Genomic DNA, 21826 nt, shown 5'->3' on the forward strand with positions numbered 1-21826 from the left:
CTCCACAGGGTGCGCCGGGAAGTCTGGTCGGCAACGTGCTTCGTCATGCCGTCCAACCCACCCCGGAGGTGCCACCCGTGGCCGCGCCCACCCCCACCGACAGCCAGAGCCGCAAGCTCCTCGGCCGCCTCTCGCTGCCGGAGCGCCGCTTCGTGGCCGACGCCCTGCGCGCCGAGACGATCGGCGGCGTACTGCTCCTCGTGGCGGCGATCGCGGCCCTCGTCTGGGCGAACGTTCCGGCGATCTCGGCCGGCTACGACAGCGTCCGCTCCTTCCACATCGGCCCCGCCTTCCTCGGCCTGGACCTCTCGCTGCAGCACTGGGCGGCCGACGGCCTGCTCGCCGTCTTCTTCTTCGTCGCCGGCATCGAGCTCAAGCGCGAGCTCGTCGCGGGCGATCTGAGCGACGCGAAGGCGGCCGCGCTCCCGGTGATCGCCGCCGTCTGCGGCATGGCCGTGCCCGCGCTGGTCTACGTACTGGTCAACGTGCTCGGCGACGGTTCGACGGACGGCTGGGCGGTCCCGACCGCCACCGACATCGCCTTCGCGCTCGCCGTACTCGCCGTCATCGGCACCTCGCTCCCCTCCGCGCTGCGCGCCTTCCTGCTGACGCTGGCCGTCGTGGACGACCTGTTCGCCATCATGATCATCGCGGTGTTCTTCACCAGCGAGATCAACTTCCTGGCGCTCGGCGGCGCGGTCGCCGGCCTGGTCCTCTTCTGGTTCCTGCTCCGCGCGGGCGTCCGGGGCTGGTACGTCTACATCCCGCTCGCCCTGGCGATCTGGGGCCTGATGTACAACAGCGGCGTCCACGCCACCATCGCCGGCGTCGCCATGGGCCTGATGCTGCGCTGCCACCGCAAGGAGGGCGAGCACCACTCCCCCGGCGAGCACATCGAGCACCTGGTCAGGCCCATCTCGGCGGGCCTCGCCGTCCCGCTCTTCGCCCTCCTCTCCGCCGGCGTCTCCCTCTCCGACGAGTCCATCGGCCAGGTCTTCACCCGGCCCGAGACCCTCGGCGTGGTCCTCGGCCTGGTCGTCGGCAAGACGGTCGGCATCTTCGGCGGCACCTGGCTCGCCGCCCGCTTCACCAAGGCGGAGCTCAGCGAGGACCTCGCCTGGCCGGACGTGCTCGCCGTCGCCTCTCTCGCGGGCATCGGCTTCACCGTCTCGCTCCTCATCGGCGAGCTCGCCTTCACCGGCGACCCCGTCCTCACCGACGAGGTCAAGGCCGCCGTCCTGATCGGCTCGCTCATCGCCGCGATCGTCGCCTGCGTCATGCTCAAGCTGCGCAACCGCAGGTACAAGGCGCTCACCGAGGCCGAGGAGCTCGACGAGGACCTCGACGGGATCCCGGACATCTACGAGCAGGACAAGCCGGAGTACCACCTGCGGATGGCGAGGATCCACGAGGCCAAGGCCGCGGAGCACCTGCGCAGGGCAACCGCGACCGCGGAAGCGCCGGGCGGATCGGACGCCGCCGGAGCGGCCGAAGCGCCGGGCGGGTCCAGCGCCGACGGCGGCCGTCCGGCATGATCTGACTGACGGAGGACAGCCGTCGCCGACGGACGACAGAGGGAGAGAGCGATGAGCGCAGTGGACCAAGGGGCCCCAGGAGCCGAGCGCACACTCGGCCAGCTGGTCGCCTCGGCCACCGCCGAGATGTCCGCCCTGGTGCACGACGAGATCGCCCTCGCCAAGGTGGAGATCCGCCAGGACGTCAAGCGGGCGGGCATCGGCGGCGCCGCGATCGCCATCGCAGGAGTGTTCGCGCTCTTCTCGCTCCCCGTGCTGAGCTTCGCCGCGGCCTACGGGATCCACAACCTCGGGCTCGGGCTGGCCTGGTCCTTCCTGATCGTCGGCGTGGCGTTCCTGCTGCTCGCGGGCCTGCTCGCGCTGCTCGCCGTCCGCAAGTTCAAGAAGGTCAAGCCGCCGGAGAAGTCCATCGCCTCGGTCAAGCAGACCGCGGCGCTCGTCGGGACGGTCAAGCCGCACCCGCGGTCGGTCAGTGACAAGGCCGTGGGTGTGGCACGCTCGTCTTCATGACAGCGCCCTCCCCGGAATCCGGTACGTCCGGCACGTCCGGCACTCCTCCCACCACCGCCTCGGCGGTACGGATCGACGTGCCCGGCGGGCGAACGGTGACCCACCGGGACGTCGCCGCCAACGGGGCGCGGTTCCACGTCGCCGAGCTCGGCGACGGGCCGCTGGTGCTGCTCCTGCACGGCTTTCCGCAGTTCTGGTGGACGTGGCGGCACCAGCTGACCGCGCTCGCCGACGCCGGCTACCGGGCGGTCGCGATGGACCTGCGCGGAGTGGGCGGCAGCGACCGCACCCCGCGCGGCTACGACCCGGCGAACCTGGCGCTCGACATCACCGGGGTCGTACGGTCCCTCGGTGAGCCCGACGCCGCCCTCGTGGGGCACGACCTGGGCGGCTACCTCGCCTGGACGGCGGCGGTGATGCGGCCCAAGCTGGTGCGCCGGCTGGTGGTGTCCTCGATGCCGCACCCGCGCCGCTGGCGCTCGGCGATGCTGTCCGACTTCGGGCAGACCCGGGCCAGTTCGCACATCTGGGGCTTCCAGCGGCCGTTCGTGCCCGAGCGTCAGCTCGTCGCCGACGACGGGGCGCTCGTCGGGGAGCTGATCCGGGACTGGTCGGGCCCCCGGCTGCCCGAGGAGGACGACGTCACCGTGTACCAGCGGGCGATGTGCATCCCGTCCACCGCGCACTGCTCGGTGGAGCCGTACCGCTGGATGATGCGGTCCATGGCGCGGCCCGACGGGCTGCAGTTCAACCGGCGCATGAAGCGCCCGGTGCGGGTGCCGACGCTGCACCTTCACGGCTCGCTCGATCCGGTGATGCGGACGCGGAGTTCGGCCGGTTCCGGGGAGTACGTCGAAGCCCCGTACCGCTGGCGGCTGTTCGACGGACTCGGGCACTTCCCGCACGAGGAGGACCCGGCGGCGTTCTCGACCGAGCTGATCAACTGGCTGCAGGATCCCGAGCCGGACCGCTGAGCCCGGCCGGTGAGCCCGGCCGCTCCGGCGGGCGGCTCTGATGGACGGCTCGGGGGCGTGACGGGTGGGGTGACTTATATGACAAGCATTCAATTGCCTGGCGCATAGGCCAATTGGCCGCCCCCAACGCGATTACCGACCTTGGGGCCCGGGCAGAGCTCGGAGTATGGGCTGGACGCACGACTACGGTGACACCGCACACGAACGCCGCTCGACGGTCACGCCGAGCACATACAGGGGGCACGGCCAGGACGGCCACGACCTCCGACTCGGGATTCCGCACATCCTTCGCCGGCGGGCCCGCTGGGTCTCGGCCCGGCTGCGGCACCAGCGCACGTAGACGCCCTCAGGGCCGGGCAGACCCTCTCAGTGCCAGGCAGGCGCCCGTGGAGCCGGGCAGGCACCCGTAGAGCCGGGCGGACGCCCGGGGGCCCCGCGGACCGCCGCAGGGCCCCGTACGGGAGCCGTCAGAGGGCGCAGCCCTGGGTCTCCACCCGCCGGTCGGCCGTCTTGCCGATCCTGATGTCGTCGCGGATCTCGTCCGCCGTCAGGGCGTAGCCGGTGTTGGGGTCGTCGAGGGACTTCGCGAAGACGACGCCGTACACCTTGCCCTCGGGCGTCAGCAGCGGGCCGCCGGAGTTGCCCTGGCGGACCGTCGCGTACAGGGAGTAGACGTCCCGGCGCACGGTCCCCCGGTGGTAGATGTCCGGGCCGTTGGCGTTGATCCGACCACGGACGCGCGCCGAGCGGACGTCATACGAGCCGTTCTCCGGGAACCCGGCGACGATCGCGTCGCTGCCGGTCCCCGCGTCCTTGTCGCTGAACTCCAGGGCGGGCGCCTTCAGCTTGGGCACGTCCAGGACGGCGATGTCGCGCTCCCAGTCGTAGAGCACGACCTTGCCGTCGTAGAGCTTGCCCTCGCCGCCGACCTGCACGGTCGGCTCGCCGACCCCGCCGACGACGTGCGCGTTGGTCATCACCTTGCCCGGCGCGAAGACGAAGCCGGTGCCCTCCAGCACCTTGCTGCACGCGGGGGCGGTGCCGACGACCTTCACGATCGACTGCTTGGCCTGGTCTGCCACGGGACTGCGCTCGAGCCCCGGATCGGGCGCCTTGACCTCGGTGATCGGCTCGTTGGAGAACGGGCTGAAGACCTGCGGGAAGCCGTTTTGGGCGAGGGTGGAACTGAAGTCCGAGAACCAGGTGTTCGCCTGTGCCGGGAGCACCCGCGAGACGCCGAGGAGGACCTTGGAGTTGCGGACTTCCTTGCCCAGGGTGGGAAGTGACGTACCGGCGAGCGCGGAACCGATCAGCCAGGCCACCAGCAGCATCGCGACCACGTTCACCAGGGCGCCGCCCGTCGCGTCGAGCGCGCGGGCCGGGGACCAGGTGATCTGGCGGCGGACCTTGTTGCCCAGATGGGTGGTCAGCGCCTGGCCGATCGAGGCGCAGATGATGATCACGACGACGGCGATGACGACGACCGTGGTGGACACCTGGGTGCCGTTGTCGGTGACCCGGTCCCAGATCAGGGGCAGCAGGGACACGGCGACGAGGCCACCGCCGAGGAAGCCGATCACCGACAGGATGCCGACGACGAACCCCTGGCGGTAGCCGACGATCGCGAACCATACGGCGGCGAGCAGCAACAGGATGTCCAGCACGTTCACGTGGCCCACCGTCTCATGCGGTCCAGTCGAGCGGGACGTGCCGAGACCGGTCCCAAGGGCGCTCCCAGCCCGCGAAGTGCAGGATCCGGTCGATCACTCCGGCGGTGAAACCCCAGACCAGGGCCGACTCGACGGTGAAAGCCGGGCCCTGGAAGCCTCCGGGGTGGACGACGGTGACCCGGTGCTCGGGGTCCGTGAGATCGGCCACGGGCACCGTGAAGACGCGGGCGGTCTCGGCCGGGTCGACGACGCCGACCGGGCTGGGGGCGCGCCACCAGCCCAGGACCGGGGTCACGACGAACCCGCTGACCGGGATGTAGAGGCGGGGCAGCGCCCCGAAGAGCTGGACCCCGGCCGGGTCCAGGCCGGTCTCCTCCTCGGCCTCGCGCAGGGCGGCGCGCAGGGGGCCGGTGGTGTGCGGGTCACCGTCCTCGGGGTCGAGGGCGCCGCCGGGGAAGGAGGGCTGGCCGGGGTGCGAGCGCAGGGTGCCGGCGCGCTCGATGAGCAGCAGCTCGGGGCCGCGAGGGCCCTCCCCGAAGAGGATCAGCACGGCGGACTGGCGGCCGCCGCCGTCCTCGGGCGGCAGGAACCGGCTGAGCTCGGTGGGGCGCACCGTCCGGGCCGCCTCGACGACGGGGTCCAGCCAGCCGGGCAGGCCCTGGGTGCGCAGGGCCGTGCTGCCGCCGCCCCGGCCGTCGTACGGGGCCTCGTGCGCGGCGGCCGCGCCGGGCTCGGCGGTGTCCGCCGGGCGGTTCTGCGTGGCCTCAGTCATAGGCACCCCTGTCCGTGTTCCCTCACACACCGCCAAACGCGGTGCGGGTAGCGATTCGTTCCGTGCGGGTGCGGCTCCGCTGCCGGGGCTCCGCCCCGAACGCCGCGCCTCAAACGCCGGCGGGGCTGGATTTGGCCGGGGCCGGCAGGCCCGGGTAGTCCGGTGGCGGGCTCAGGCGCTGCCCGGGCTGGCCGCCCTTCTCGTACTTCAGCAGCTTCGCCGCCTTCTCCGGGTCGGTTTCGCCCTCCCCGTAGGACGGGCAGAGCGGGGCGATCGGGCAGGCGCCGCAGGCGGGCTTGCGCGAATGGCAGATCCGGCGGCCGTGGAAGACGACGCGGTGCGAGAGCATCGTCCACTCGCTCTTGGGGAAGATCGCGCAGATCTCCGCCTCGACCTTCTCCGGGTCCTCCTGCTCGGTCCACTTCCAGCGGCGCACCAGCCGGCCGAAGTGGGTGTCGACCGTGATCCCGGGGACTCCGAACGCATTGCCGAGGACGACGTTCGCCGTCTTGCGGCCGACTCCGGGCAGCGTCACCAGGTCCTGGATCCGGCCCGGGACCTCGCCGCCGAAGTTGTCCCGCAGGGCCTGCGAGAGGCCGAGGAGGGCCTTGGACTTCGCCCGGAAGAACCCGGTCGGCCGGATGAGCTCCTCCAGCGCCTCGGGGGCGGCCGCGGCCATGTCCTCGGGGGTCGGGTAGGCGGCGAAGAGGGCCGGGGTCGTCTGGTTCACGCGCAGGTCGGTGGTCTGCGCGGACAGGACGGTGGCGACCAGCAGCTCGAAGGGGTTGCGGAAGTCGAGCTCCGGATGGGCGTACGGGTAGAGCTCCGCGAGCTCGCGGTTGATCCTGCGCGCCCGCCGCACCATCGCCAGACGGCTCTCCGGCTTCGCCCCGGCCTTCTTGACCTTGCTCTCTGCCATCCTCGAAGGCTACGCCGGACAGCCCGTCGCCCGTGGGCGGACGTGATCTCGGCCCCGCCGGGGTTTCTTGGCCGAAGCTTTGCCCGGAAGTGGGGGTGAAGGCTCCGGAGGGACCCGAGTCGGGGTATGTTCGCCCACGGCTGAATTCCTGGTCTCCGTCACTCCGGTGGACCCCTTGGCCTGTGCTCTCACCGGCCTGTTGGACACCAGGCCGGTCCGGGGCCGGGCGTCGACACCCGCCCAGGACCTCAGGTAACACCACCCCGATCGGCCTCTCGCTGCACAGCACACCCGTACGTCCGGCATCCTTGGTGATGAACGTGATTGATCGCACTGTTTGAGCCGTCCGGCAAAATGGGGGAGCGATCCCCTGGCCGGTCGACATAGGAGAGAGACTCGTGGACGACGTACTGCGGCGTGCCCCGCTGTTCGCGGCGCTCGATGACGAGCAGGCCGCGGAGCTCCGCGCCTCCATGGGCGAGGTGACCCTCGCGCGCGGTGACGCCCTGTTCCACGAGGGCGACCCCGGTGACCGGCTGTATGTCGTCACCGAGGGCAAGGTGAAGCTGCACCGCACCTCCCCCGACGGCCGCGAGAACATGCTGGCCGTCCTCGGCCCCGGCGAGCTGATCGGCGAGCTGTCGCTGTTCGACCCGGGCCCGCGCACCGCCACCGCGACCGCGCTGACCGAGGTCAAGCTGCTGGGCCTCGGCCACGGCGACCTCCAGCCCTGGCTGAACGCACGGCCCGAGGTGGCCACCGCGCTGCTGCGCGCCGTCGCCCGCCGCCTGCGCAAGACCAACGACCAGATGTCCGACCTGGTCTTCTCGGACGTCCCGGGCCGTGTGGCCCGCGCCCTCCTCGACCTGTCGCGCCGCTTCGGCGTGCAGTCGGAAGAGGGCATCCACGTCGTGCACGACCTCACGCAGGAGGAGCTGGCACAGCTCGTCGGCGCGTCGCGCGAGACCGTGAACAAGGCGCTGGCCGACTTCGCGGGCCGTGGCTGGCTCCGCCTGGAGGCGCGTGCGGTGATCCTGCTGGACGTGGAGCGGCTGGCGAAGCGGTCGCGCTGACGCTGATCTTGCCGTGAAGGGGTCCTGCCCGGTGGGCGGGGCCCCTTTCGCGTGTCCGGTGCGGCGCCACGGGGGCTCCGCCCCGCGCCTCGAACTCCCCGGCCACCGCTGGGAGGTGCCTCTCGGACGTGTCTGATTTTTCCGGGCACAGTGGATCCATGGAGCACAGAGGGCTGGACGCGTACGGCTGCTTCGAGCGCGAGGGATCGCTCGGGCGGGTGCAGGCGGAGTTCAAGGGGGTCGCCGCCGCCGCGCGCGAGCGGATCGGGGAGGCGTACGGACGGCGGCTGCACAGCGCCTACCTCTACGGGTCCCTGCCGCGCGGCGCCGCCCGGCCCGGGCGGTCCGACCTGGACCTGCTCATCGCCCTGCAGCACGAGCCGGCGGACGAGGACCGCGACACCGCCGAGGTGCTGGCGCGGAGCCTCGACGAGGACTTCCCGGAGATCGACGGGGTCGGCATCCTGCTGTACGGCAAGGACCGGCTGCTGAGCGAGCAGGAACGTTTCGACCTGGGCTGGTTCCTGGCCTGCCTGTGCACCCCGCTGCTCGGCGCCGACCTGGCCGAACACCTGCCCCGCTACCGTCCGGACAGCCTGCTCGCCCGCGAGACCAACGGCGACCTGGCCGACCTGCTGCCCCGGATGCGCGCCAGGGCCCGGGAGGCGGCGACGCCGGAGGAGTACCGCAAGCTCTGCAGAAGCTTCTCGCGGCACCTGGTGCGGACCGGGTTCACCCTGGTCATGCCCCGGTGGGGCGGCTGGACCAGCGACCTCGTGGAGTCCGCGGAGGTCTTCGGGCGGTACTACCCCGAGCGCGCCGCCCAGATGCGCGCCGCGGCCGCCGCCGCGCTGGACCCGGTGGCGGACCCGGCCGTCCTGCGCGGATACGTGGAGGACCTCGGGCCGTGGCTCGCGGACGAGTACGCGGCCCGGCACGGGACCAAGACGCCCCGGGTCCCTGCCTAAGGGCTGTCGGCTACTCGGCGCGCCCGGGGATCAGCCCGTGGTCCCGGAGGTACTCCAGCTGCGCCCGTACGGACCACTCGGCCGCCGGCCACAGCGAGCGGTCCACGTCCGCGTAGACGTGGGCGACGACCGCCTCGGGGGTGGTCAGCCCGTTCTCCACGGCCGTCTCGATCTGCGCGAGGCGGTGCGCGCGGTGGGCGAGGTAGTACTCCACCGCGCCCTGCGCGTCGTCCAGGACCGGCCCGTGGCCCGGGAGCACCGTGTGGACCCCGTCGTCGACCGTCAGGGAGCGCAGCCGGCGCAGGGAGTCCAGGTAGTCGCCCAGGCGCCCGTCGGGGTGTGCCACGACGGTGGTGCCGCGCCCCAGGATCGTGTCGCCGGTCAGGACCGCGCGGTCGGCGGGCAGGTGGAAGCAGAGCGAGTCGGCGGTGTGGCCGGGGGTCGGGACCACGCGCAGCTCCAGTCCGCCGGTGCGCACGACGTCCCCGGCGGCCAGGCCCTCGTCTCCAAGGCGCACGGCGGGGTCGAGGGCGCGGACCTTCGTACGGGTCAGCTCGGCGAAGCGGGCGGCGCCCTCCGCGTGGTCGGGGTGGCCGTGGGTGAGGAGGGTGAGCGCGACCCGCTTGCCGGCCTCCTCGGCGGCGGTGATGACCGCCCGTAGGTGTACGTCGTCCAGCGGGCCGGGGTCGATGACGACGGCCAGGTCGGAGCCGGGCTCGGAGACGAGCCACGTGTTGGTCCCGTCGAGGGTCATCGGGGAGGCGTTCGGGGCCAGGATGTTCACCGCGCGGGGGGTGGCGGGCCCGGAGACGACCATTCCGCGGGGCTGGCCGGGCAGGGCGGCGGCGTCGGTCATGCGGGGGCTCCTCCGGGGCTCGCGAGGCGGACGCGCTTGGTGAATTCGTCGTGGCCCGGCCAGCTGAGCACCAGCTCTCCGTCCTCGATGGCGGCCCGGGCGAGTACCGGTGCCAGGTCTTGCCCGGAGGCCGCGGCGAGGGCCTCGGCGGCGCTCCCGTACGGCTCCAGGGAGCGCAGCGTGGTGATGGTGGGCGGCATCATCAGCAGCTCGCCCTTGTCGTAGCCGGCGGCGGCGTCGGCGGGGCGGATCCAGACCGTGCGGTCGGCCTCCGTGGAGGCGTTGCGGGTGCGCTGGCCCGCGGGGAGGGCGGCGACGAAGAACCAGGTGTCGTAGCGGCGCGGCTCGAACTCCGGGGTGATCCAGCGGGCCCACGCGCCCAGGAGGTCGGAGCGAAGGACCAGGCCCCGGCGTTCGAGGAACTCGGCGAAGGACAGCTCGCGTGCGACGAGGGCCGCGCGGGCGGCCTCCCAGTCGTCGCCGGTGGTGTCGCCGACGACGGTGTCCGCGGATTCTCCGGCGAGCAGGACCCCGGCCTCCTCGAACGTCTCGCGGACGGCTCCGCAGACGATCGCCTGGGCGGTGGCGGGGTCGGTACCCATCCGGTCGGCCCAGTCGCGGCGGCTCGGGCCGGCCCAGCCGATGCGGTGGTCCTCGTCGCGGGGGTCGACGCCGCCGCCGGGGTACGCGTACGCGCCGCCCGCGAAGGCCATGGAGGCGCGGCGGCGGAGCATGTGGACGGTGGGGCCGGTGCCGCCTTCGCCGTCCCGCAGCAGCATGACGGTGGCGGCGCGCTTGGGTGGGACCGGGGTCAGGGCGCCGTCGGCGAGCGCGCGGATGCGGTCGGGCCACTCCGGCGGATACCACTGGCCTCCGGCGGGGGTGGCGGGGTCCTGCGACGGCTGGGGTTCCTGACCATTCGGCATGGCGGGATGCTACGGCCATCCGGCCCGATGTTCGAGGGCCACCCGCCAGTGGGCGCGACCGGCCGGGGCTGGGAGGGGGCTGCGCCCGGCCTTCCGGGGGCTCCGCCCCGGACCCCGCGCCTCGAACGCCGGCCGGGCCGGATTTCGGCCGGTGCCGGGCGTACGCGGCGGCCCCGGCGGGGCGACGGACGGAGTCCGGCGCAGCGGGCCGAAGCCCGGGAGGCCCGCCAGGGCCGAGCGGTGCGAGGGGCGCGTCCGGGAAGGGACGCGTCAGGAAGGAAGCAGCTCTACCTGGATCTCGATCTCGACCGGTGCGTCCAGCGGGAGCACCATCACGCCGACCGCGCTGCGCGCGTGGACGCCGCGGTCGCCGAGGACCGCGCCCAGGAGCTCGCTCGCGCCGTTCAACACGCCCGGCTGGCCCGTAAAGTCGGGGGCCGAGGCGATGAAGCCGACGACCTTCACGACACGCGCGATCTTGTCGAGGTCGCCGACGACGGACTTCACCGCGGCCAGCGCGTTGAGCGCGCAGGTCGCGGCCAGTTCCTTGGCCTGCTCCGGGGAGACCTCGGCGCCGACCTTGCCGGTGACCTGCAGGCTGCCCCGGACCATCGGGAGCTGGCCCGCGGTGTACACGTACGCGCCCGACCGCACGGCCGGCTGGTACGTGGCCAGCGGCGGGACGACCTCGGGCAGGGTCAGCCCGAGCTCGGCCAGCTTCGCCTCGACGACACCGCTCATGCCGACTTCTCCCGCTTCAGGTACGCCACGAGCTGCTCGGGGTTGTTCGGCCCGGGTACGACCTGGACGAGCTCCCAGCCGTCTTCGCCCCAGGTGTCAAGGATCTGCTTGGTGGCGTGGACCAGCAGCGGGACGGTCGCGTATTCGAACTTCTTGGTCATGGGAGCGAGGGTAGTGCCTGCCGTGCGGCCCCCCGCCACCACCGCCGCCACCCCGGAGGAATTAGGCTCGGGCCCTGTGAGCAGGCTCCAGGTGGTCAGCGGCAAGGGCGGCACCGGCAAGACCACGGTCGCCGCGGCACTCGCGCTCGCCCTCGCGCGCGAGGGCAGGCGGACTCTTCTGGTGGAGGTCGAGGGCAGGCAGGGCCTCGCGCAGCTCTTCGGCGCGGAGGCGCTCCCCTACGAGGAGCGGAAGATCGCCGTGGCGTCGGGCGGCGGCGAGGTGTTCGCGCTCGCCATCGACGCCGAGCGGGCGCTGCTCGACTACCTCCAGATGTTCTACAAGCTCGGCTCGGCCGGCCGGGCCCTCAAGAAGCTCGGCGCCATCGACTTCGCGACGACCATCGCGCCGGGGCTGCGGGACGTGCTGCTGACGGGCAAGGCGTGCGAGGCGGTGCGCCGCAAGGACAAGACCGGCCGGTACGTCTACGACCACGTGATCATGGACGCTCCGCCGACCGGGCGGATCACCCGCTTCCTGAACGTCAACGACGAGGTGGCGGGGCTGGCCCGGTTCGGGCCGATCCACAACCAGGCGCAGGCCGTCATGAAGGTGCTCAAGTCTCCCGAGACGGCCGTGCACCTGGTCACCCTGCTGGAGGAGATGCCCGTGCAGGAGACCGCCGACGGGATCGCCGAACTGCGGCAGGCGGGCCTGCCGGTGGGGCGGGTCGTCGTCAACATGGTCCGGCCGCACCACCTCGACGAGGACGCCCTGCGCGCCGCCGCCGGGGAGCGCCGCTCCGACGTGGCCAAGGCGCTGTCCCGGGCCGGTCTCGGCGGCGCCCGGCGCGGCGGGCTGGCCGAGCGGCTGGTGGATCCGCTGCTCTCGCAGGCCGTGGAGCACGCGAGCCGGGTGGAGCTGGAGCGTGCCCAGCGGGCCGTACTGGAGGAGCTGGACGTGCCGGCGTACGAACTCCCCCTGCTCGGGGCGGGAATGGACCTGGCCGGGCTCTACGGGCTCGCCGCGGAGCTGCGCAAGCAGGTGGGCGAGGAATGAGCGAGGCCATGAACGCGAGCATGGGCACGCCTCCGCGGCTGGCCGTGGACGGGCTGCTGGACGATCCGCAGACCCGGATCATCGTGTGCTGCGGGGCGGGCGGGGTCGGCAAGACCACGACGGCGGCGGCGCTCGGAGTGCGGGCGGCGGAGCGCGGGCGCAAGGCGGTCGTCCTGACCATCGACCCGGCGCGCAGGCTGGCCCAGTCGATGGGGATCGACTCGCTCGACAACACCCCGCGCAAGGTCTCCGGGGTCTCGGGCGACGGCGGCGAACTGCACGCCATGATGCTCGACATGAAGCGGACCTTCGACGAGATCGTCGAGGGGCATTCGGATCCCGAGCGGGCGCAGGCCATCCTCGCCAACCCCTTCTACCAGTCCCTGTCGGCCGGTTTCGCGGGCACGCAGGAGTACATGGCGATGGAGAAGCTGGGGCAGCTGCGGTCGCGGGACGACTGGGACCTGATCATCGTGGACACGCCGCCGAGCCGGTCCGCGCTGGACTTCCTGGACGCGCCGGGGCGCCTGGGGTCCTTCCTGGACGGGAAGTTCATCCGGGTGCTGATGGCTCCGGCGAAGGTGGGCGGCCGGGCGGGGATGAAGTTCCTCAATGTCGGCATGTCGATGATGACCGGCACGCTGAGCAAGCTGATGGGTGCCTCGCTGCTGAAGGACGTGCAGACCTTCGTGGCCGCCATGGACACCATGTTCGGCGGTTTCCGCACGCGCGCCGACGCGACCTTCCAGCTGCTGCAGGCTCCCGGTACGGCCTTCCTCGTGGTGGCCGCGCCCGAGGCGGACGCCCTGCGCGAGGCGGCGTACTTCGTCGAGCGGCTGGCCGCGGAGCGGATGCCGTTGGCCGGGCTCGTACTGAACCGGGTGCACGTCAGTGGCGCCGACCAGCTGTCCGCGGAGCGGGCGTTGGCCGCCGCGGAGAATCTTGAGGACGGCGGCATTGTCGATCAGGAGCCCGGGAATGCTGGACTTCGTGACAGCGACAGCGACGCCGACGTGGACGAGATCACGGCAGGACTGCTGCGCCTGCACGCGGAGCGCATGCAGGTGATCGCGCGCGAACAGCGCACGCGTGACCGCTTCACCTCGCTGCACCCCGAAGTGGCGGTGGCCGAGGTGGCCGCCCTGCCCGGCGACGTACACGACCTCGCCGGGCTGCGGGCCATCGGAGAGCGACTCTCGGCCGGGGCACCGGCCGGAGCTTAGGTTCCGTACGCAGCCCCCGGACCGGGGGCGGTTCGTACGCGGGATGGCTCGGGTGATCTACCCGGCCGCCGCGTACCTCTCGTACGGAACGTCGATCTCCTCGTCGACATCCACGGTGAGGATGCCTGTACTGCGCTCGTACTCCGTGCGTGCGGTTTCGAGCAATCGCCGCCACGAGGTGACGGTGGGACGCCGGCGCAGCAGCGCACGTCGTTCCCGCTCGGTCATTCCGCCCCACACACCGAACTCGACACGATTGTCGAGCGCGTCGGCCAGGCATTCGGTCCGCACCGGACATCCGGTGCACACCGCCTTGGCCCTATTCTGTGCCGCTCCTTGAACGAACAGTTCATCCGGATCGGTAGTGCGGCAGGCTGCCTGCGCACTCCAGTCGGTAACCCAGCCCATCCCGGCGCCGTCCTCTCCCGAATCGAGGCTCCCCCACGGCGGTAGCGGCATATTCACCGCTGCCAGTTGAGGACGTTACGGAAGGCGGGCACAGTGCAACACCCCCGACGGGCCCAATCTTGAATGGCCCGAACGGACTATGGGTAAGCGGCAGATCACCCGACGGAGTGATCCTGCGACATGCCCGACCATTCCGGCGATTTGGGTGAAATCGGCGGGGCAACCTGATCACAGGAGGCGAGATTCGGACATGCGTCCACCCCATTCGGGAAGGGTGAAAAACAAGCCGAGGGGTTGATGTCCCACCGCACTGCTGTGACAGTTGAGGACAGCTTAGGCCAAGGCATTCGCGCGTGTCCGGCGAATGAGAACGTAGGCTGCCCTCCATGGGAAAGAAGCGCTCGGGCGGCGGGCTCACGGGGCCACAGCAGGCCGCCAAGTTCCTCGGTGTGTCCGTTCTCTCCGGAGTTGTACTCGCGGGCATCGCGATCCCGGGCGCGGGCGCCCTGGGTCTCGCCGCCAAGGGAACGGTCGAGGGGTTCGATGAGATCCCGGCCAATCTCAAGACACCTCCACTGAGCCAGCGCACCACGATTCTGGACTCCGAGGGTGGCTTGATCGCCACGGTCTATTCACGCGACCGGCAGGTGGTCCCCCTCACGGCCATCTCCCCGTACATGCAGAAGGCAGTCGTCGCGATCGAGGACTCTCGTTTCTACGAGCACGGCGCGGTCGACCTCAAGGGCATTCTGCGCGCGGTCAACCGCAACGCCCAGGAGGGCGGCGCGGCGCAGGGTGCGTCGACGCTGACGCAGCAGTACGTGAAGAACGTGTTCGTCGAGGAGGCCGGCGACGACGAGACGAAGGTGCGCGAGGCCCAGGAGAAGAGCCTCGGGCGAAAGATCCGCGAGCTGAAGTACTCGATCCAGGTCGAGGAGGAGCTCGGGAAGAAGAAGATCCTCGAGAACTACCTCAACATCACCTACTTCGGCCAGCAGGCGTACGGAATCGAATCCGCCGCCCAGCGCTACTTCAGCAAGCCGGCCAGGGACCTGACCCTGGACGAGTCGGCGCTGCTGGCGGGCGTGGTGCAGTCGCCCAGCCGGTTCGACCCGGTGAACGACTCGCAGGAGGCGATGAAGCGCCGCAACGTGGTCCTTCAGCGCATGGCCGACATAAAGGATATTTCGCAGGCCGAGGCGGACGCGGCGAAGGCGAAGCCGGTCCAGCTGAAGGTGACCAAGCCGAAGAACGGCTGCATCACCGCCGTCAAGGGCGCGGGCTTCTACTGCGACTACGTGCGCAACACGTTCCTCGACGACACCGCCTTCGGCAAGACCCGTGAGGAACGGGCGAAGGTCTGGAACCAGGGCGGCCTGACGGTCCGTACGACCCTGGACCCGCAGTCGCAGGAATCGGTCAACGAGTCCATCAAGGACCACGTCGACCAGGACGACAAGGTCGCGACGGCCGTCACCCTCGTGCAGCCCGGCACCGGCCGGGTCCTCGCCATGGGGCAGTCCAAGCCGTACGGCTTCGGCAAGAACGAGACCCAGATCAACTTCTCGGTGGACAAGAAGATGGGCGGCTCGAACTTCGGCTTCCCGACCGGCTCCACCTTCAAGGCGTTCGTCGCGGCCTCCGCCATCGAGCGCGGTCTGCCGCCGACGAAGATGTACAACGCGCCGTACGACATGGACTATCCGAGCCCCGTGCAGACCTGCGGCGTCAAGCCCTGGGTCAACACCGCCAGGGACCGGGTGGAGAACGAGACCGAGTCCGAGGTCGGCCCGTACGGGATGAAGGAGGCGATGGCCAAGTCGGTCAACACCTACTTCGTGGAGATGATCTCCGAGATGGGCCTGTGCCCCGTCACCGAGATGACCACCAAGCTCGGCGTGATCCCGGCCAACGGCACCAAGCTCCCCGAGGTCCCGGCCATCGCGCTCGGCACCGAGGGCATGTCCCCGCTGACCATGGCCAACGCCTACGCCACCTTCGCCAACCGGGGCGTGTACTGCACCCCGGTCGCCATCGAGTCGATCACCGACTCGCACGGCAAGGCGCTGACGGTGCCGAAGTCCAAGTGCGACCGCGCGATGTCGGAGAAGACCGCCGACACCATCAACACGCTGCTGCTCGGCGTGGTCGACTCCGGTACGGGCCAGCAGGCGGGTCTGACCGACCGCCAGAGCGCGGGCAAGACCGGTACCACCGACAGCCGCTACAACGCCTGGTTCGTCGGCTACACCCCGAACATGTCCGGCGCGACGTGGGTCGGCTCCGGCGGCTCCAAGCAGGTGTCGATGGAGAACATCACCATCGGCGGCCGGTACTACGACAAGGTCTTCGGCGGCGGGCTGCCCGGCCCGATCTGGAAGCAGGCGGTCTCGGGCGCGCTCTCGGGCCGCGAGGCGCCGGGCTTCGCCACGGTGAACATCCCCGACACCCCGAGCCCTGCCGCCGGTGGCAGGCCCGCCACGGGCAAGCCCAGCAAGCCCGGCAAGCCGGGCCGCGACGGCAAGCCCGGCGACGGGCAGCCGGGCGGCCAGCAGACCGCCGGCGCCACGGGCGGAAACCCGGGCGGCACGGGCGGGACCGACGACCCGCTCGGCGGGATCAGCTTCCCGCCGGGGATCATCGGCGGCCGCGAGCGGTAGCCGCGCCGCAGGAGCCGCGGACAGACATGAGGGAGGGCCTCCACCGGATCCGGTGGAGGCCCTCCCTCATGTCCTGCTCGTTCACCGCCCGCTAGGACAGGTGCTTCTTGACCGCGGCGGCGACGCGCCCGCCCTCCGCCAGGCCGGCGACCTTCGGATTCACGATCTTCATCACGGCGCCCATGGCCCGCGGCCCCTCGGCGCCCGCCGCCTTGGCCTCCTCGACGGCCTGCGCCACGATCGCGTCGAGCTCGGCGTCGCCGAGCTGCTTGGGGAGGTAGGTGTCGAGGAACTCGCCCTCGGCGGTCTCGCGCGCGGCCTGCTCGGGACGGCCACCCTGTGCGAAGGCGTCGGCGGCCTCACGGCGCTTCTTCGCCTCCTTGGCGATCACCTTGAGGACTTCCTCGTCGGAGAGCACACGGGCTTCCTTGCCCGCGACTTCCTGGTTGGTGATGGCGGAGAGGGTCAGGCGCAGCGTGGACGAGTGCAGCTCGTTCCGTGCGCGGATGGCGGTGGTGAGGTCTTCCTGGAGCTTGGCCTTGAGCGTGGTCATGCCCCGAGTCTGCCAGGTGCGGGGCCTTCGACGCCCGTCCGTTTCCGGGTGTGCCCGCCGGGTCTGCGAACATGAGGGCATGCGTGCGCGTTACGGAGTACCCCTGAAGGTCACCGCCGGGATCGCCGCGGCGGGGGCCGCCGGTCTGGCCTATGCCGCCGGTTTCGAGGCGCGGTCCTTCCGCCTGCGACGGGTCACGGTGCCGGTGCTCCCGCGGGGGACGCGCCCACTGCGGGTCCTGCAGGTCTCGGACATCCACATGGTCGGCGGGCAGCGCAAGAAGCGCGCCTGGCTGCAGTCCCTGGCCGGGCTGCGCCCCGACCTCGTCGTGAACACGGGTGACAACCTCTCCGACACGGAGGGCGTGCCGGAGGTGCTCGACGCGCTCGGTCCGCTGATGTCCTTCCCCGGCGTGTACGTCTTCGGGTCGAACGACTACTACGGCCCCCGGCTGCGCAATCCCGGGCGCTACCTGATCGAGAAGACGCAGGGCCGGCACGGGCTGAACGGCAACGCGCCGGTCGTCGGCGCCGTCCACAACCCGTGGGAGGAGATGCGGGACGCCTTCGACGCGGCCGGCTGGCACAACCTCACCAACACCCGGGCCCGGCTCAAGCTCGACGGGCTGGAGCTCGCCTTCACCGGCCTGGACGATCCGCACATCAAGCGCGACCGCTACGAGCGCGTCGCGGGCGGGCCGGAGGCGGACGCGGACCTCTCGATGGCCGTGGTGCACGCCCCGTACCTGCGGGTCCTCGAGGCCTTCACCGCCGACCGGTACCCGCTGATCCTGGCCGGCCACACGCACGGCGGGCAGCTGTGCGTCCCCTTCTACGGCGCCCTCGTCACCAATTGCGACCTGGACACCAAGCGGGTGAAGGGCCTTTCGACGCACGAGGCGGAGGGGCACCGCTCGTACCTCCACGTGTCGGCGGGCTGCGGCACCAACCGCTTCACCCCGGTGCGGTTCGCGTGCCCGCCCGAGGCGACACTGCTGACACTGACTCCGAAGGCCTAACGGCACGCGGGCCGGCGAGTACGTTGACAGGATGATCACACCCGCCGCTCTCCGCGTCCCGACCGTCGGACTTCCTCTTGCTGGCCGCCCCGCGCACCCTGCGCCCGCGCCACGCCGCGCGGTGGCTGGCCTACCCGCTGGCCTACCTGGTCTTCGCGCTGGTCCGCGGCGCCCTCCTCTCCCCGACGCCCCGAGCCGGTACACGTACCCCTTCATCGACGTCGCCCAGTACGGCTACGCCCAGGTCGCCGTGAACGCACTGGTCCTCGGCATCGGCTTCTACGCCCTCGGCCTCGCCCTGGTCGCGGCGGACCGCTACCGCCCCGCGGGTGAAAACCGGATTTCGTCTCCGGCCGAGGGTCCGCTAAAGTAATCGATGTCGCCAGGGCAGCAAGCGCTGCAAGGGTGGACATCGGGGTGTAGCGCAGCTTGGCAGCGCGCTTCGTTCGGGACGAAGAGGTCGTGGGTTCAAATCCCGCCACCCCGACTTCGTAAGACCAGGTCAAGGGCTTGATCCGCATCGCGGGTCAGGCCCTTGAGTGGTTTACGGGCCTGTCTTGGGAGCCATCTGGGAGCCGATCTCGGAATCCGGCTCCCCGGCACCCGCCACCGGCGCGGCTGCTGACCTGCCATCAGCGGGCCGAGGTACACGGGCGGCGGCTCTCGATCGGCCCCGCCGAGCGGCGAATCGTACGATGAGCCCATGACCAGCACCCCGCAGCACGGAAGCCGCCGCCCCGCCGGGCGCGGCATGCTGCTGCTCGTGCTGGCAGTGCTGGCCGGTGTGCTGGCCATGCACGGCCTGGCTCCCGGTGGTGTTGCCGTGGCCCACGTGGACGCCGGCCATGGGCGCGGCACGGTGATGGCCCACGACGACGCAGGCCATCCGGTGGGTGAGGACTGCTCGCACGCCGCCGACGGCCGAGCGGGCGGCCACGCCAGCCATGCCGATGCGACCTGCTCGGCAACCGGCCTCAGCACTTCGTACGCCCCGCCCGCGCTGACGGCGGCGTTCAGCGGTACGCCGGCGAACGTGGGCCTGACCGACGGCAGCATCGCCGCAACCCAGACCGGCCGGGCGCCGCCCGACCTGGCCCAGCTGCAACTCCTGCGGATATAGAGCGCCCCGCGCGGCACGTTCCTCCCGTGCTCCGGTACGCCATTCCCTCTTAGCGCGCCCCGACGGGCCCGCGCAGCATCAAGGAGTTGCATCAGCATGACCGCACACCGTTCCCTCATCCGCCGTACGGCAACCGTGGCAGCGGCGGGCGCCGCCGGCCTGGTGCTGGCCGCCTGCGGGTCGAACAGCGACGGCTCCGCCGGAGACGGCGGGCGCACCTCGGCGGCGCCGGCTGCCTCCGCCTCACAGGGCCAGCACAACGCCGCCGACGTCGCCTTCGCCAAGGGGATGATCCCGCACCACCGCCAGGCGATTCAGATGGCCGACCTCGCACCGACCCGAGCCGAGTCCGCCGAGGTGAAGAAGCTCGCCGACGAGATCAAGAAGGCCCAGGACCCGGAGATCAAGACGCTCTCCGGATGGCTCACGTCGTGGGGCGAGGATGTACCCGCCGAGGGCGCCATGGAGCATGGCGGTCATGGCGGCGGGATGATGACGGCCGAGGAGATGACGAAGCTGGAGCAGTCCTCCGGCAAGGCGTTCGACACCGCCTTCATGGAACTCATGATCAAGCACCACGAAGGCGCCGTGGCGATGGCCAAGACCGAGAAGTCCCAGGGCGCGTTCCAGCCCGCCAAGGACATGGCAGGCAACATCATCGCCTCCCAGACCGCCGAGATCACCCGCATGAACACCCTGCTCGGCAAGCACTGACCCGGGGGCTGGGGCGGTCTACGGACCGCCCGGCCCTGCGAGCGGGCATGCGACGGCCTGTTCGCCGCCCCGGGCCGGCGGCTCCTGTCGACGACGCCCGTACCGGGTCACCCCGCGCGGCTTGAACACCGACAGGGCGGCAGCCGTCAGCAGCACCACGAGGGCGGCGGCCGCGTCCGCGATCAGCTGGATCCGCATGCCTTCCAGCTCGCCGCCCTCCAGCGCGGCCCGGGCCGCCGCGTCGGCGAGGTGGCCGACCGGCTGCATGTGGACCAGCAGCAGAAGTGTCGCGAGCACGGTGATCAGCAGTTTCGCAATCACCCAGTAGTGGCGCAGCAGCCCCCATACCGTGCCCAGCGACTGCGCGACCCCGCTCAGTAGTGAGGCGATGCCGAACGGCACGATCACGAACCAGCCCACGAGATCCATGGCCAGGTAGGTGCCCCGCACCGTTTCGGACGAGGTGCTGGTGAGACCCGCGATGGCGAGGGCGAGGAACGCGGCGACCGCGCCGAGCCAGCCGACCGAGGCAGTGACGTGGAGGGTGAGCGTGAGCTTGCGCAGCCTCGGCGGGAACGGAGTCACGGCGTGTGCCCCGCCATGCCGCCACCGGCCAGGTGCACGAGGACGAACACGGCGACCAGGACGATCGCGATCGCTGCGGACACCTTCACCCAGCGCGGCATCCCCGCGCCTTCGACGTCGGGACGAGTCGGCGAGCCGGTCATGACGACCTCCCTGAGTTCCGGACGCGGTACGCACGGGCACCGCACCATTCATTTTGCGAGACATGATGTCTCTATCTGAAACAGAGTGTATCTCCTGTGGACGGCCGTATCCTGGGTGCGTGCCGAAGCTGTGGAACGAGACGATCGACGCGCACCGCCACGCGGTGCGCGAGGCGATCCTGGACACCGCCGCGAAGCTGGTGTCGGAGGGCGGGCTGCGCTCGGTGACCATGTCGCAGATCGCCGAGCAGGCCGGAATCGGCCGCGCCACGCTGTACAAGTACTTCTCCGATGTCGAAGCCGTCCTGCTCGCCTGGCACGAACGTCAGGTCGCTGGCCACCTCCACCACCTCACGGAGATCCGCGACCGGCCCGGCTGCTCCCCCGTCGAGCGCCTCGCGGCCGTGCTGGAGGCGTACGCGGGCATCGCGCGGCAGCGGCACGGCGGTGAACTCGCCGCCCTCCTGCACCAGGGTGAGCACGTCACCCATGCCCAGCGACACCTCGAAGGCATGCTCCAGCAGCTGGTCGCCGACGGCGTTCAGGCAGGCGATCTGCGCGGCGACGTCCCGCCCACCGAGCTCGCCCGGTACTGCCTCCACGCCCTGACCGCGGCAGCCGCCCTGCCCTCCAAGGCCGCCGTCCGCCGACTGGTCTCCGTCACCCTCGACGGCCTGCGCCCGGTTCCCTGAACACACCAGGATCGCTACTTCGTGTGATCGACAACGGGGTGCTGGACAGCGGATTCCGGCCGCCGGATAGGGTTCGGGCATGGTCACGGCCCCAGCTGCCTCCAGCGCGACGCGGACCCGCCGCCCGGCGGGCCCGCTGCGACTGCTCTGGCTGGCCGCCCTGCTGTTCGCCTTCCTCTACACCCACGCCGCCGGCGCCGAAAGCGCCTCCGCGCACGTCACCGGCGGCGCCGTCACTGTTGGGCACCTGGGGTCCGCCGAGTCCGACGGCGCTGACCACCACGCCGAGACACCCGGCGGGCACAAGGACGGCAGCGGGCACTCACACCCCGCCGAGGCATGCGCCTCCGGCCACCCGCAGCAGGGCTCGGAGCTGCCCGCGCCGCCGCTGGTTCCCCTCGGGGATCCGTCCCCTGCCGTCGGCGCGATGCGGCCGGCCTCCTGGGCGCGGACCGTTCCGTCCAGCCTTCCCCCATTGCGGAGTTACCTCGGTTCCGTGGTGCAGCAGGTATAGATCCGGGCGCTTTGCCCCGCTCTGACCTGACTCT

Annotated in this window: 25 protein-coding genes and 1 tRNA gene; 15 read left to right on the top strand and 11 right to left on the bottom strand. The window is 71.4% G+C overall.

Annotated features, from left to right (window positions below; genetic code table 11):
- Positions 1-77 precede the first annotated feature (77 nt).
- Genes nhaA through J7F03_RS06575 form a run of 3 tightly spaced genes read left to right on the top strand, consistent with a single transcriptional unit; the run spans position 78 to position 3019 of the window.
- Entirely contained in the window at positions 78-1535 is a 1458-nt protein-coding gene (gene nhaA, locus J7F03_RS06565; protein WP_214947691.1) for a Na+/H+ antiporter NhaA, read from the top strand.
- A gap of 51 nt (positions 1536-1586) precedes the next feature.
- Positions 1587-2045, top strand: coding sequence for a phage holin family protein (locus J7F03_RS06570; protein WP_214947692.1), 459 nt, complete (start codon positions 1587-1589; stop codon positions 2043-2045).
- Entirely contained in the window at positions 2042-3019 is a 978-nt protein-coding gene (locus tag J7F03_RS06575; RefSeq protein ID WP_214947693.1) for an alpha/beta fold hydrolase, read from the top strand. Before J7F03_RS06570 ends, J7F03_RS06575 begins: the two co-directional genes overlap by 4 nt.
- 467 nt (positions 3020-3486) lie before the next feature.
- Here J7F03_RS06575 and J7F03_RS06580 read toward each other — a convergent pair whose 3' ends face one another.
- The 3 genes from J7F03_RS06580 to nth form a co-directional block, all read right to left on the bottom strand.
- Positions 3487-4689, bottom strand: a complete 1203-nt coding sequence (locus J7F03_RS06580) for a MarP family serine protease (RefSeq protein ID WP_214947694.1) — start codon at positions 4687-4689, stop codon at positions 3487-3489.
- A gap of 13 nt (positions 4690-4702) precedes the next feature.
- Positions 4703-5461 (bottom strand): CoA pyrophosphatase, encoded by a 759-nt coding sequence (locus J7F03_RS06585; protein ID WP_251071494.1) that lies wholly within the window; start codon positions 5459-5461, stop codon positions 4703-4705.
- 109 nt (positions 5462-5570) lie between these two features.
- Complete coding sequence (nth, locus tag J7F03_RS06590; protein ID WP_214947695.1) at positions 5571-6380, bottom strand: endonuclease III; 810 nt, start codon at positions 6378-6380, stop codon at positions 5571-5573.
- 398 nt (positions 6381-6778) lie between these two features.
- On the opposite strand from nth, the gene J7F03_RS06595 reads away from it, so the two are divergent.
- Positions 6779-7453 carry a Crp/Fnr family transcriptional regulator gene (locus J7F03_RS06595; protein WP_003981529.1) on the top strand — a complete coding sequence of 225 codons (675 nt, stop codon included), beginning with the start codon at positions 6779-6781 and terminating at the stop codon, positions 7451-7453.
- A 158-nt stretch (positions 7454-7611) separates the two neighbouring features.
- The gene (locus J7F03_RS06600; RefSeq protein ID WP_214947696.1) at positions 7612-8421 is read left to right on the top strand and encodes a nucleotidyltransferase domain-containing protein; all 810 of its coding nucleotides are present in this window, start codon (positions 7612-7614) and stop codon (positions 8419-8421) included.
- Between the two features lie 10 nt (positions 8422-8431).
- Here J7F03_RS06600 and J7F03_RS06605 read toward each other — a convergent pair whose 3' ends face one another.
- The 4 genes from J7F03_RS06605 to J7F03_RS06620 form a co-directional block, all read right to left on the bottom strand.
- The gene (locus J7F03_RS06605; protein WP_214947697.1) at positions 8432-9277 is read right to left on the bottom strand and encodes an MBL fold metallo-hydrolase; all 846 of its coding nucleotides are present in this window, start codon (positions 9275-9277) and stop codon (positions 8432-8434) included.
- The gene (locus J7F03_RS06610) at positions 9274-10203 is read right to left on the bottom strand and encodes an NUDIX hydrolase (RefSeq protein WP_214947698.1); all 930 of its coding nucleotides are present in this window, start codon (positions 10201-10203) and stop codon (positions 9274-9276) included. The genes J7F03_RS06605 and J7F03_RS06610 overlap by 4 nt, the downstream gene beginning before the upstream one ends.
- Positions 10204-10473: 270 nt before the next feature.
- The gene (locus J7F03_RS06615; RefSeq protein WP_214947699.1) at positions 10474-10944 is read right to left on the bottom strand and encodes a RidA family protein; all 471 of its coding nucleotides are present in this window, start codon (positions 10942-10944) and stop codon (positions 10474-10476) included.
- Positions 10941-11105 (bottom strand): DUF4177 domain-containing protein, encoded by a 165-nt coding sequence (locus J7F03_RS06620; protein ID WP_107089134.1) that lies wholly within the window; start codon positions 11103-11105, stop codon positions 10941-10943. Before J7F03_RS06620 ends, J7F03_RS06615 begins: the two co-directional genes overlap by 4 nt.
- A 76-nt stretch (positions 11106-11181) precedes the next feature.
- Here J7F03_RS06620 and J7F03_RS06625 point away from each other — a divergent pair, with 76 nt between their 5' ends.
- Positions 11182-12162, top strand: a complete 981-nt coding sequence (locus J7F03_RS06625; RefSeq protein ID WP_214947700.1) for an ArsA-related P-loop ATPase — start codon at positions 11182-11184, stop codon at positions 12160-12162.
- Positions 12159-13385, top strand: a complete 1227-nt coding sequence (locus J7F03_RS06630; RefSeq protein WP_214947701.1) for an ArsA family ATPase — start codon at positions 12159-12161, stop codon at positions 13383-13385. The genes J7F03_RS06625 and J7F03_RS06630 overlap by 4 nt, the downstream gene beginning before the upstream one ends.
- A gap of 57 nt (positions 13386-13442) precedes the next feature.
- Here the strand turns inward: J7F03_RS06630 and J7F03_RS06635 are convergent, their stop codons facing one another.
- Positions 13443-13793 (bottom strand): WhiB family transcriptional regulator, encoded by a 351-nt coding sequence (locus tag J7F03_RS06635; protein ID WP_204357996.1) that lies wholly within the window; start codon positions 13791-13793, stop codon positions 13443-13445.
- A gap of 386 nt (positions 13794-14179) precedes the next feature.
- On the opposite strand from J7F03_RS06635, the gene J7F03_RS06640 reads away from it, so the two are divergent.
- On the top strand, positions 14180-16453 hold the full coding sequence (locus J7F03_RS06640; RefSeq protein ID WP_214947702.1) for a transglycosylase domain-containing protein: 2274 nt from the start codon (positions 14180-14182) through the stop codon (positions 16451-16453).
- Between the two features lie 91 nt (positions 16454-16544).
- Here the strand turns inward: J7F03_RS06640 and J7F03_RS06645 are convergent, their stop codons facing one another.
- Positions 16545-17006 carry a GatB/YqeY domain-containing protein gene (locus tag J7F03_RS06645; RefSeq protein ID WP_214947703.1) on the bottom strand — a complete coding sequence of 154 codons (462 nt, stop codon included), beginning with the start codon at positions 17004-17006 and terminating at the stop codon, positions 16545-16547.
- Between the two features lie 79 nt (positions 17007-17085).
- On the opposite strand from J7F03_RS06645, the gene J7F03_RS06650 reads away from it, so the two are divergent.
- From J7F03_RS06650 to J7F03_RS06665, 5 genes are all read left to right on the top strand, one after another.
- On the top strand, positions 17086-18024 hold the full coding sequence (locus tag J7F03_RS06650; RefSeq protein WP_214947704.1) for a metallophosphoesterase: 939 nt from the start codon (positions 17086-17088) through the stop codon (positions 18022-18024).
- A 250-nt stretch (positions 18025-18274) separates the two neighbouring features.
- Entirely contained in the window at positions 18275-18397 is a 123-nt protein-coding gene (locus J7F03_RS41935) for a hypothetical protein (RefSeq protein WP_285440409.1), read from the top strand.
- 40 nt (positions 18398-18437) lie between these two features.
- Positions 18438-18511, top strand: a tRNA-Pro gene (locus tag J7F03_RS06655).
- A gap of 216 nt (positions 18512-18727) precedes the next feature.
- Positions 18728-19144 carry a DUF6153 family protein gene (locus J7F03_RS06660; RefSeq protein ID WP_214947705.1) on the top strand — a complete coding sequence of 139 codons (417 nt, stop codon included), beginning with the start codon at positions 18728-18730 and terminating at the stop codon, positions 19142-19144.
- A gap of 96 nt (positions 19145-19240) precedes the next feature.
- Positions 19241-19858, top strand: coding sequence for a DUF305 domain-containing protein (locus tag J7F03_RS06665; RefSeq protein WP_214947706.1), 618 nt, complete (start codon positions 19241-19243; stop codon positions 19856-19858).
- A gap of 18 nt (positions 19859-19876) precedes the next feature.
- On the opposite strand, the gene J7F03_RS06670 is transcribed toward J7F03_RS06665, so the two are convergent.
- Together J7F03_RS06670 and J7F03_RS06675 are read right to left on the bottom strand one after the other, a co-directional pair.
- Entirely contained in the window at positions 19877-20443 is a 567-nt protein-coding gene (locus J7F03_RS06670; protein ID WP_214947707.1) for a hypothetical protein, read from the bottom strand.
- Positions 20440-20586 (bottom strand): hypothetical protein, encoded by a 147-nt coding sequence (locus J7F03_RS06675; protein ID WP_214947708.1) that lies wholly within the window; start codon positions 20584-20586, stop codon positions 20440-20442. The genes J7F03_RS06670 and J7F03_RS06675 overlap by 4 nt, the downstream gene beginning before the upstream one ends.
- A 119-nt stretch (positions 20587-20705) precedes the next feature.
- Here J7F03_RS06675 and J7F03_RS06680 point away from each other — a divergent pair, with 119 nt between their 5' ends.
- Both J7F03_RS06680 and J7F03_RS06685 read left to right on the top strand, forming a co-directional pair.
- Positions 20706-21278 carry a TetR/AcrR family transcriptional regulator gene (locus tag J7F03_RS06680; protein ID WP_214947709.1) on the top strand — a complete coding sequence of 191 codons (573 nt, stop codon included), beginning with the start codon at positions 20706-20708 and terminating at the stop codon, positions 21276-21278.
- Between the two features lie 79 nt (positions 21279-21357).
- Positions 21358-21792 (top strand): hypothetical protein, encoded by a 435-nt coding sequence (locus J7F03_RS06685; protein ID WP_214947710.1) that lies wholly within the window; start codon positions 21358-21360, stop codon positions 21790-21792.
- Positions 21793-21826 lie beyond the last annotated feature (34 nt).

This window comes from Streptomyces sp. ISL-43 (assembly GCF_018614195.1).
Lineage (GTDB): Bacteria > Actinomycetota > Actinomycetes > Streptomycetales > Streptomycetaceae > Streptomyces.

What these genes read in the sequence shown, in the direction of transcription:
- J7F03_RS06570 (WP_214947692.1), top strand. Translation starts at nt 1,587, where the DNA reads ATGAGCGCAGTGGACCAAGGGGCCCCAGGAGCCGAGCGCACACTCGGC.
- J7F03_RS06575 (WP_214947693.1), top strand. Translation starts at nt 2,042, where the DNA reads ATGACAGCGCCCTCCCCGGAATCCGGTACGTCCGGCACGTCCGGCACT.
- J7F03_RS06585 (WP_251071494.1), bottom strand. Translation starts at nt 5,461, where the DNA reads ATGACTGAGGCCACGCAGAACCGCCCGGCGGACACCGCCGAGCCCGGC.
- nth (WP_214947695.1), bottom strand. Translation starts at nt 6,380, where the DNA reads ATGGCAGAGAGCAAGGTCAAGAAGGCCGGGGCGAAGCCGGAGAGCCGT.
- J7F03_RS06600 (WP_214947696.1), top strand. Translation starts at nt 7,612, where the DNA reads ATGGAGCACAGAGGGCTGGACGCGTACGGCTGCTTCGAGCGCGAGGGA.
- J7F03_RS06605 (WP_214947697.1), bottom strand. Translation starts at nt 9,277, where the DNA reads ATGACCGACGCCGCCGCCCTGCCCGGCCAGCCCCGCGGAATGGTCGTC.
- J7F03_RS06610 (WP_214947698.1), bottom strand. Translation starts at nt 10,203, where the DNA reads ATGCCGAATGGTCAGGAACCCCAGCCGTCGCAGGACCCCGCCACCCCC.
- J7F03_RS06615 (WP_214947699.1), bottom strand. Translation starts at nt 10,944, where the DNA reads ATGAGCGGTGTCGTCGAGGCGAAGCTGGCCGAGCTCGGGCTGACCCTG.
- J7F03_RS06620 (WP_107089134.1), bottom strand. Translation starts at nt 11,105, where the DNA reads ATGACCAAGAAGTTCGAATACGCGACCGTCCCGCTGCTGGTCCACGCC.
- J7F03_RS06630 (WP_214947701.1), top strand. Translation starts at nt 12,159, where the DNA reads ATGAGCGAGGCCATGAACGCGAGCATGGGCACGCCTCCGCGGCTGGCC.
- J7F03_RS06635 (WP_204357996.1), bottom strand. Translation starts at nt 13,793, where the DNA reads ATGGGCTGGGTTACCGACTGGAGTGCGCAGGCAGCCTGCCGCACTACC.
- J7F03_RS06640 (WP_214947702.1), top strand. Translation starts at nt 14,180, where the DNA reads ATGGGAAAGAAGCGCTCGGGCGGCGGGCTCACGGGGCCACAGCAGGCC.
- J7F03_RS06645 (WP_214947703.1), bottom strand. Translation starts at nt 17,006, where the DNA reads ATGACCACGCTCAAGGCCAAGCTCCAGGAAGACCTCACCACCGCCATC.
- J7F03_RS06650 (WP_214947704.1), top strand. Translation starts at nt 17,086, where the DNA reads ATGCGTGCGCGTTACGGAGTACCCCTGAAGGTCACCGCCGGGATCGCC.
- J7F03_RS06660 (WP_214947705.1), top strand. Translation starts at nt 18,728, where the DNA reads ATGACCAGCACCCCGCAGCACGGAAGCCGCCGCCCCGCCGGGCGCGGC.
- J7F03_RS06665 (WP_214947706.1), top strand. Translation starts at nt 19,241, where the DNA reads ATGACCGCACACCGTTCCCTCATCCGCCGTACGGCAACCGTGGCAGCG.
- J7F03_RS06675 (WP_214947708.1), bottom strand. Translation starts at nt 20,586, where the DNA reads ATGACCGGCTCGCCGACTCGTCCCGACGTCGAAGGCGCGGGGATGCCG.
- J7F03_RS06685 (WP_214947710.1), top strand. Translation starts at nt 21,358, where the DNA reads ATGGTCACGGCCCCAGCTGCCTCCAGCGCGACGCGGACCCGCCGCCCG.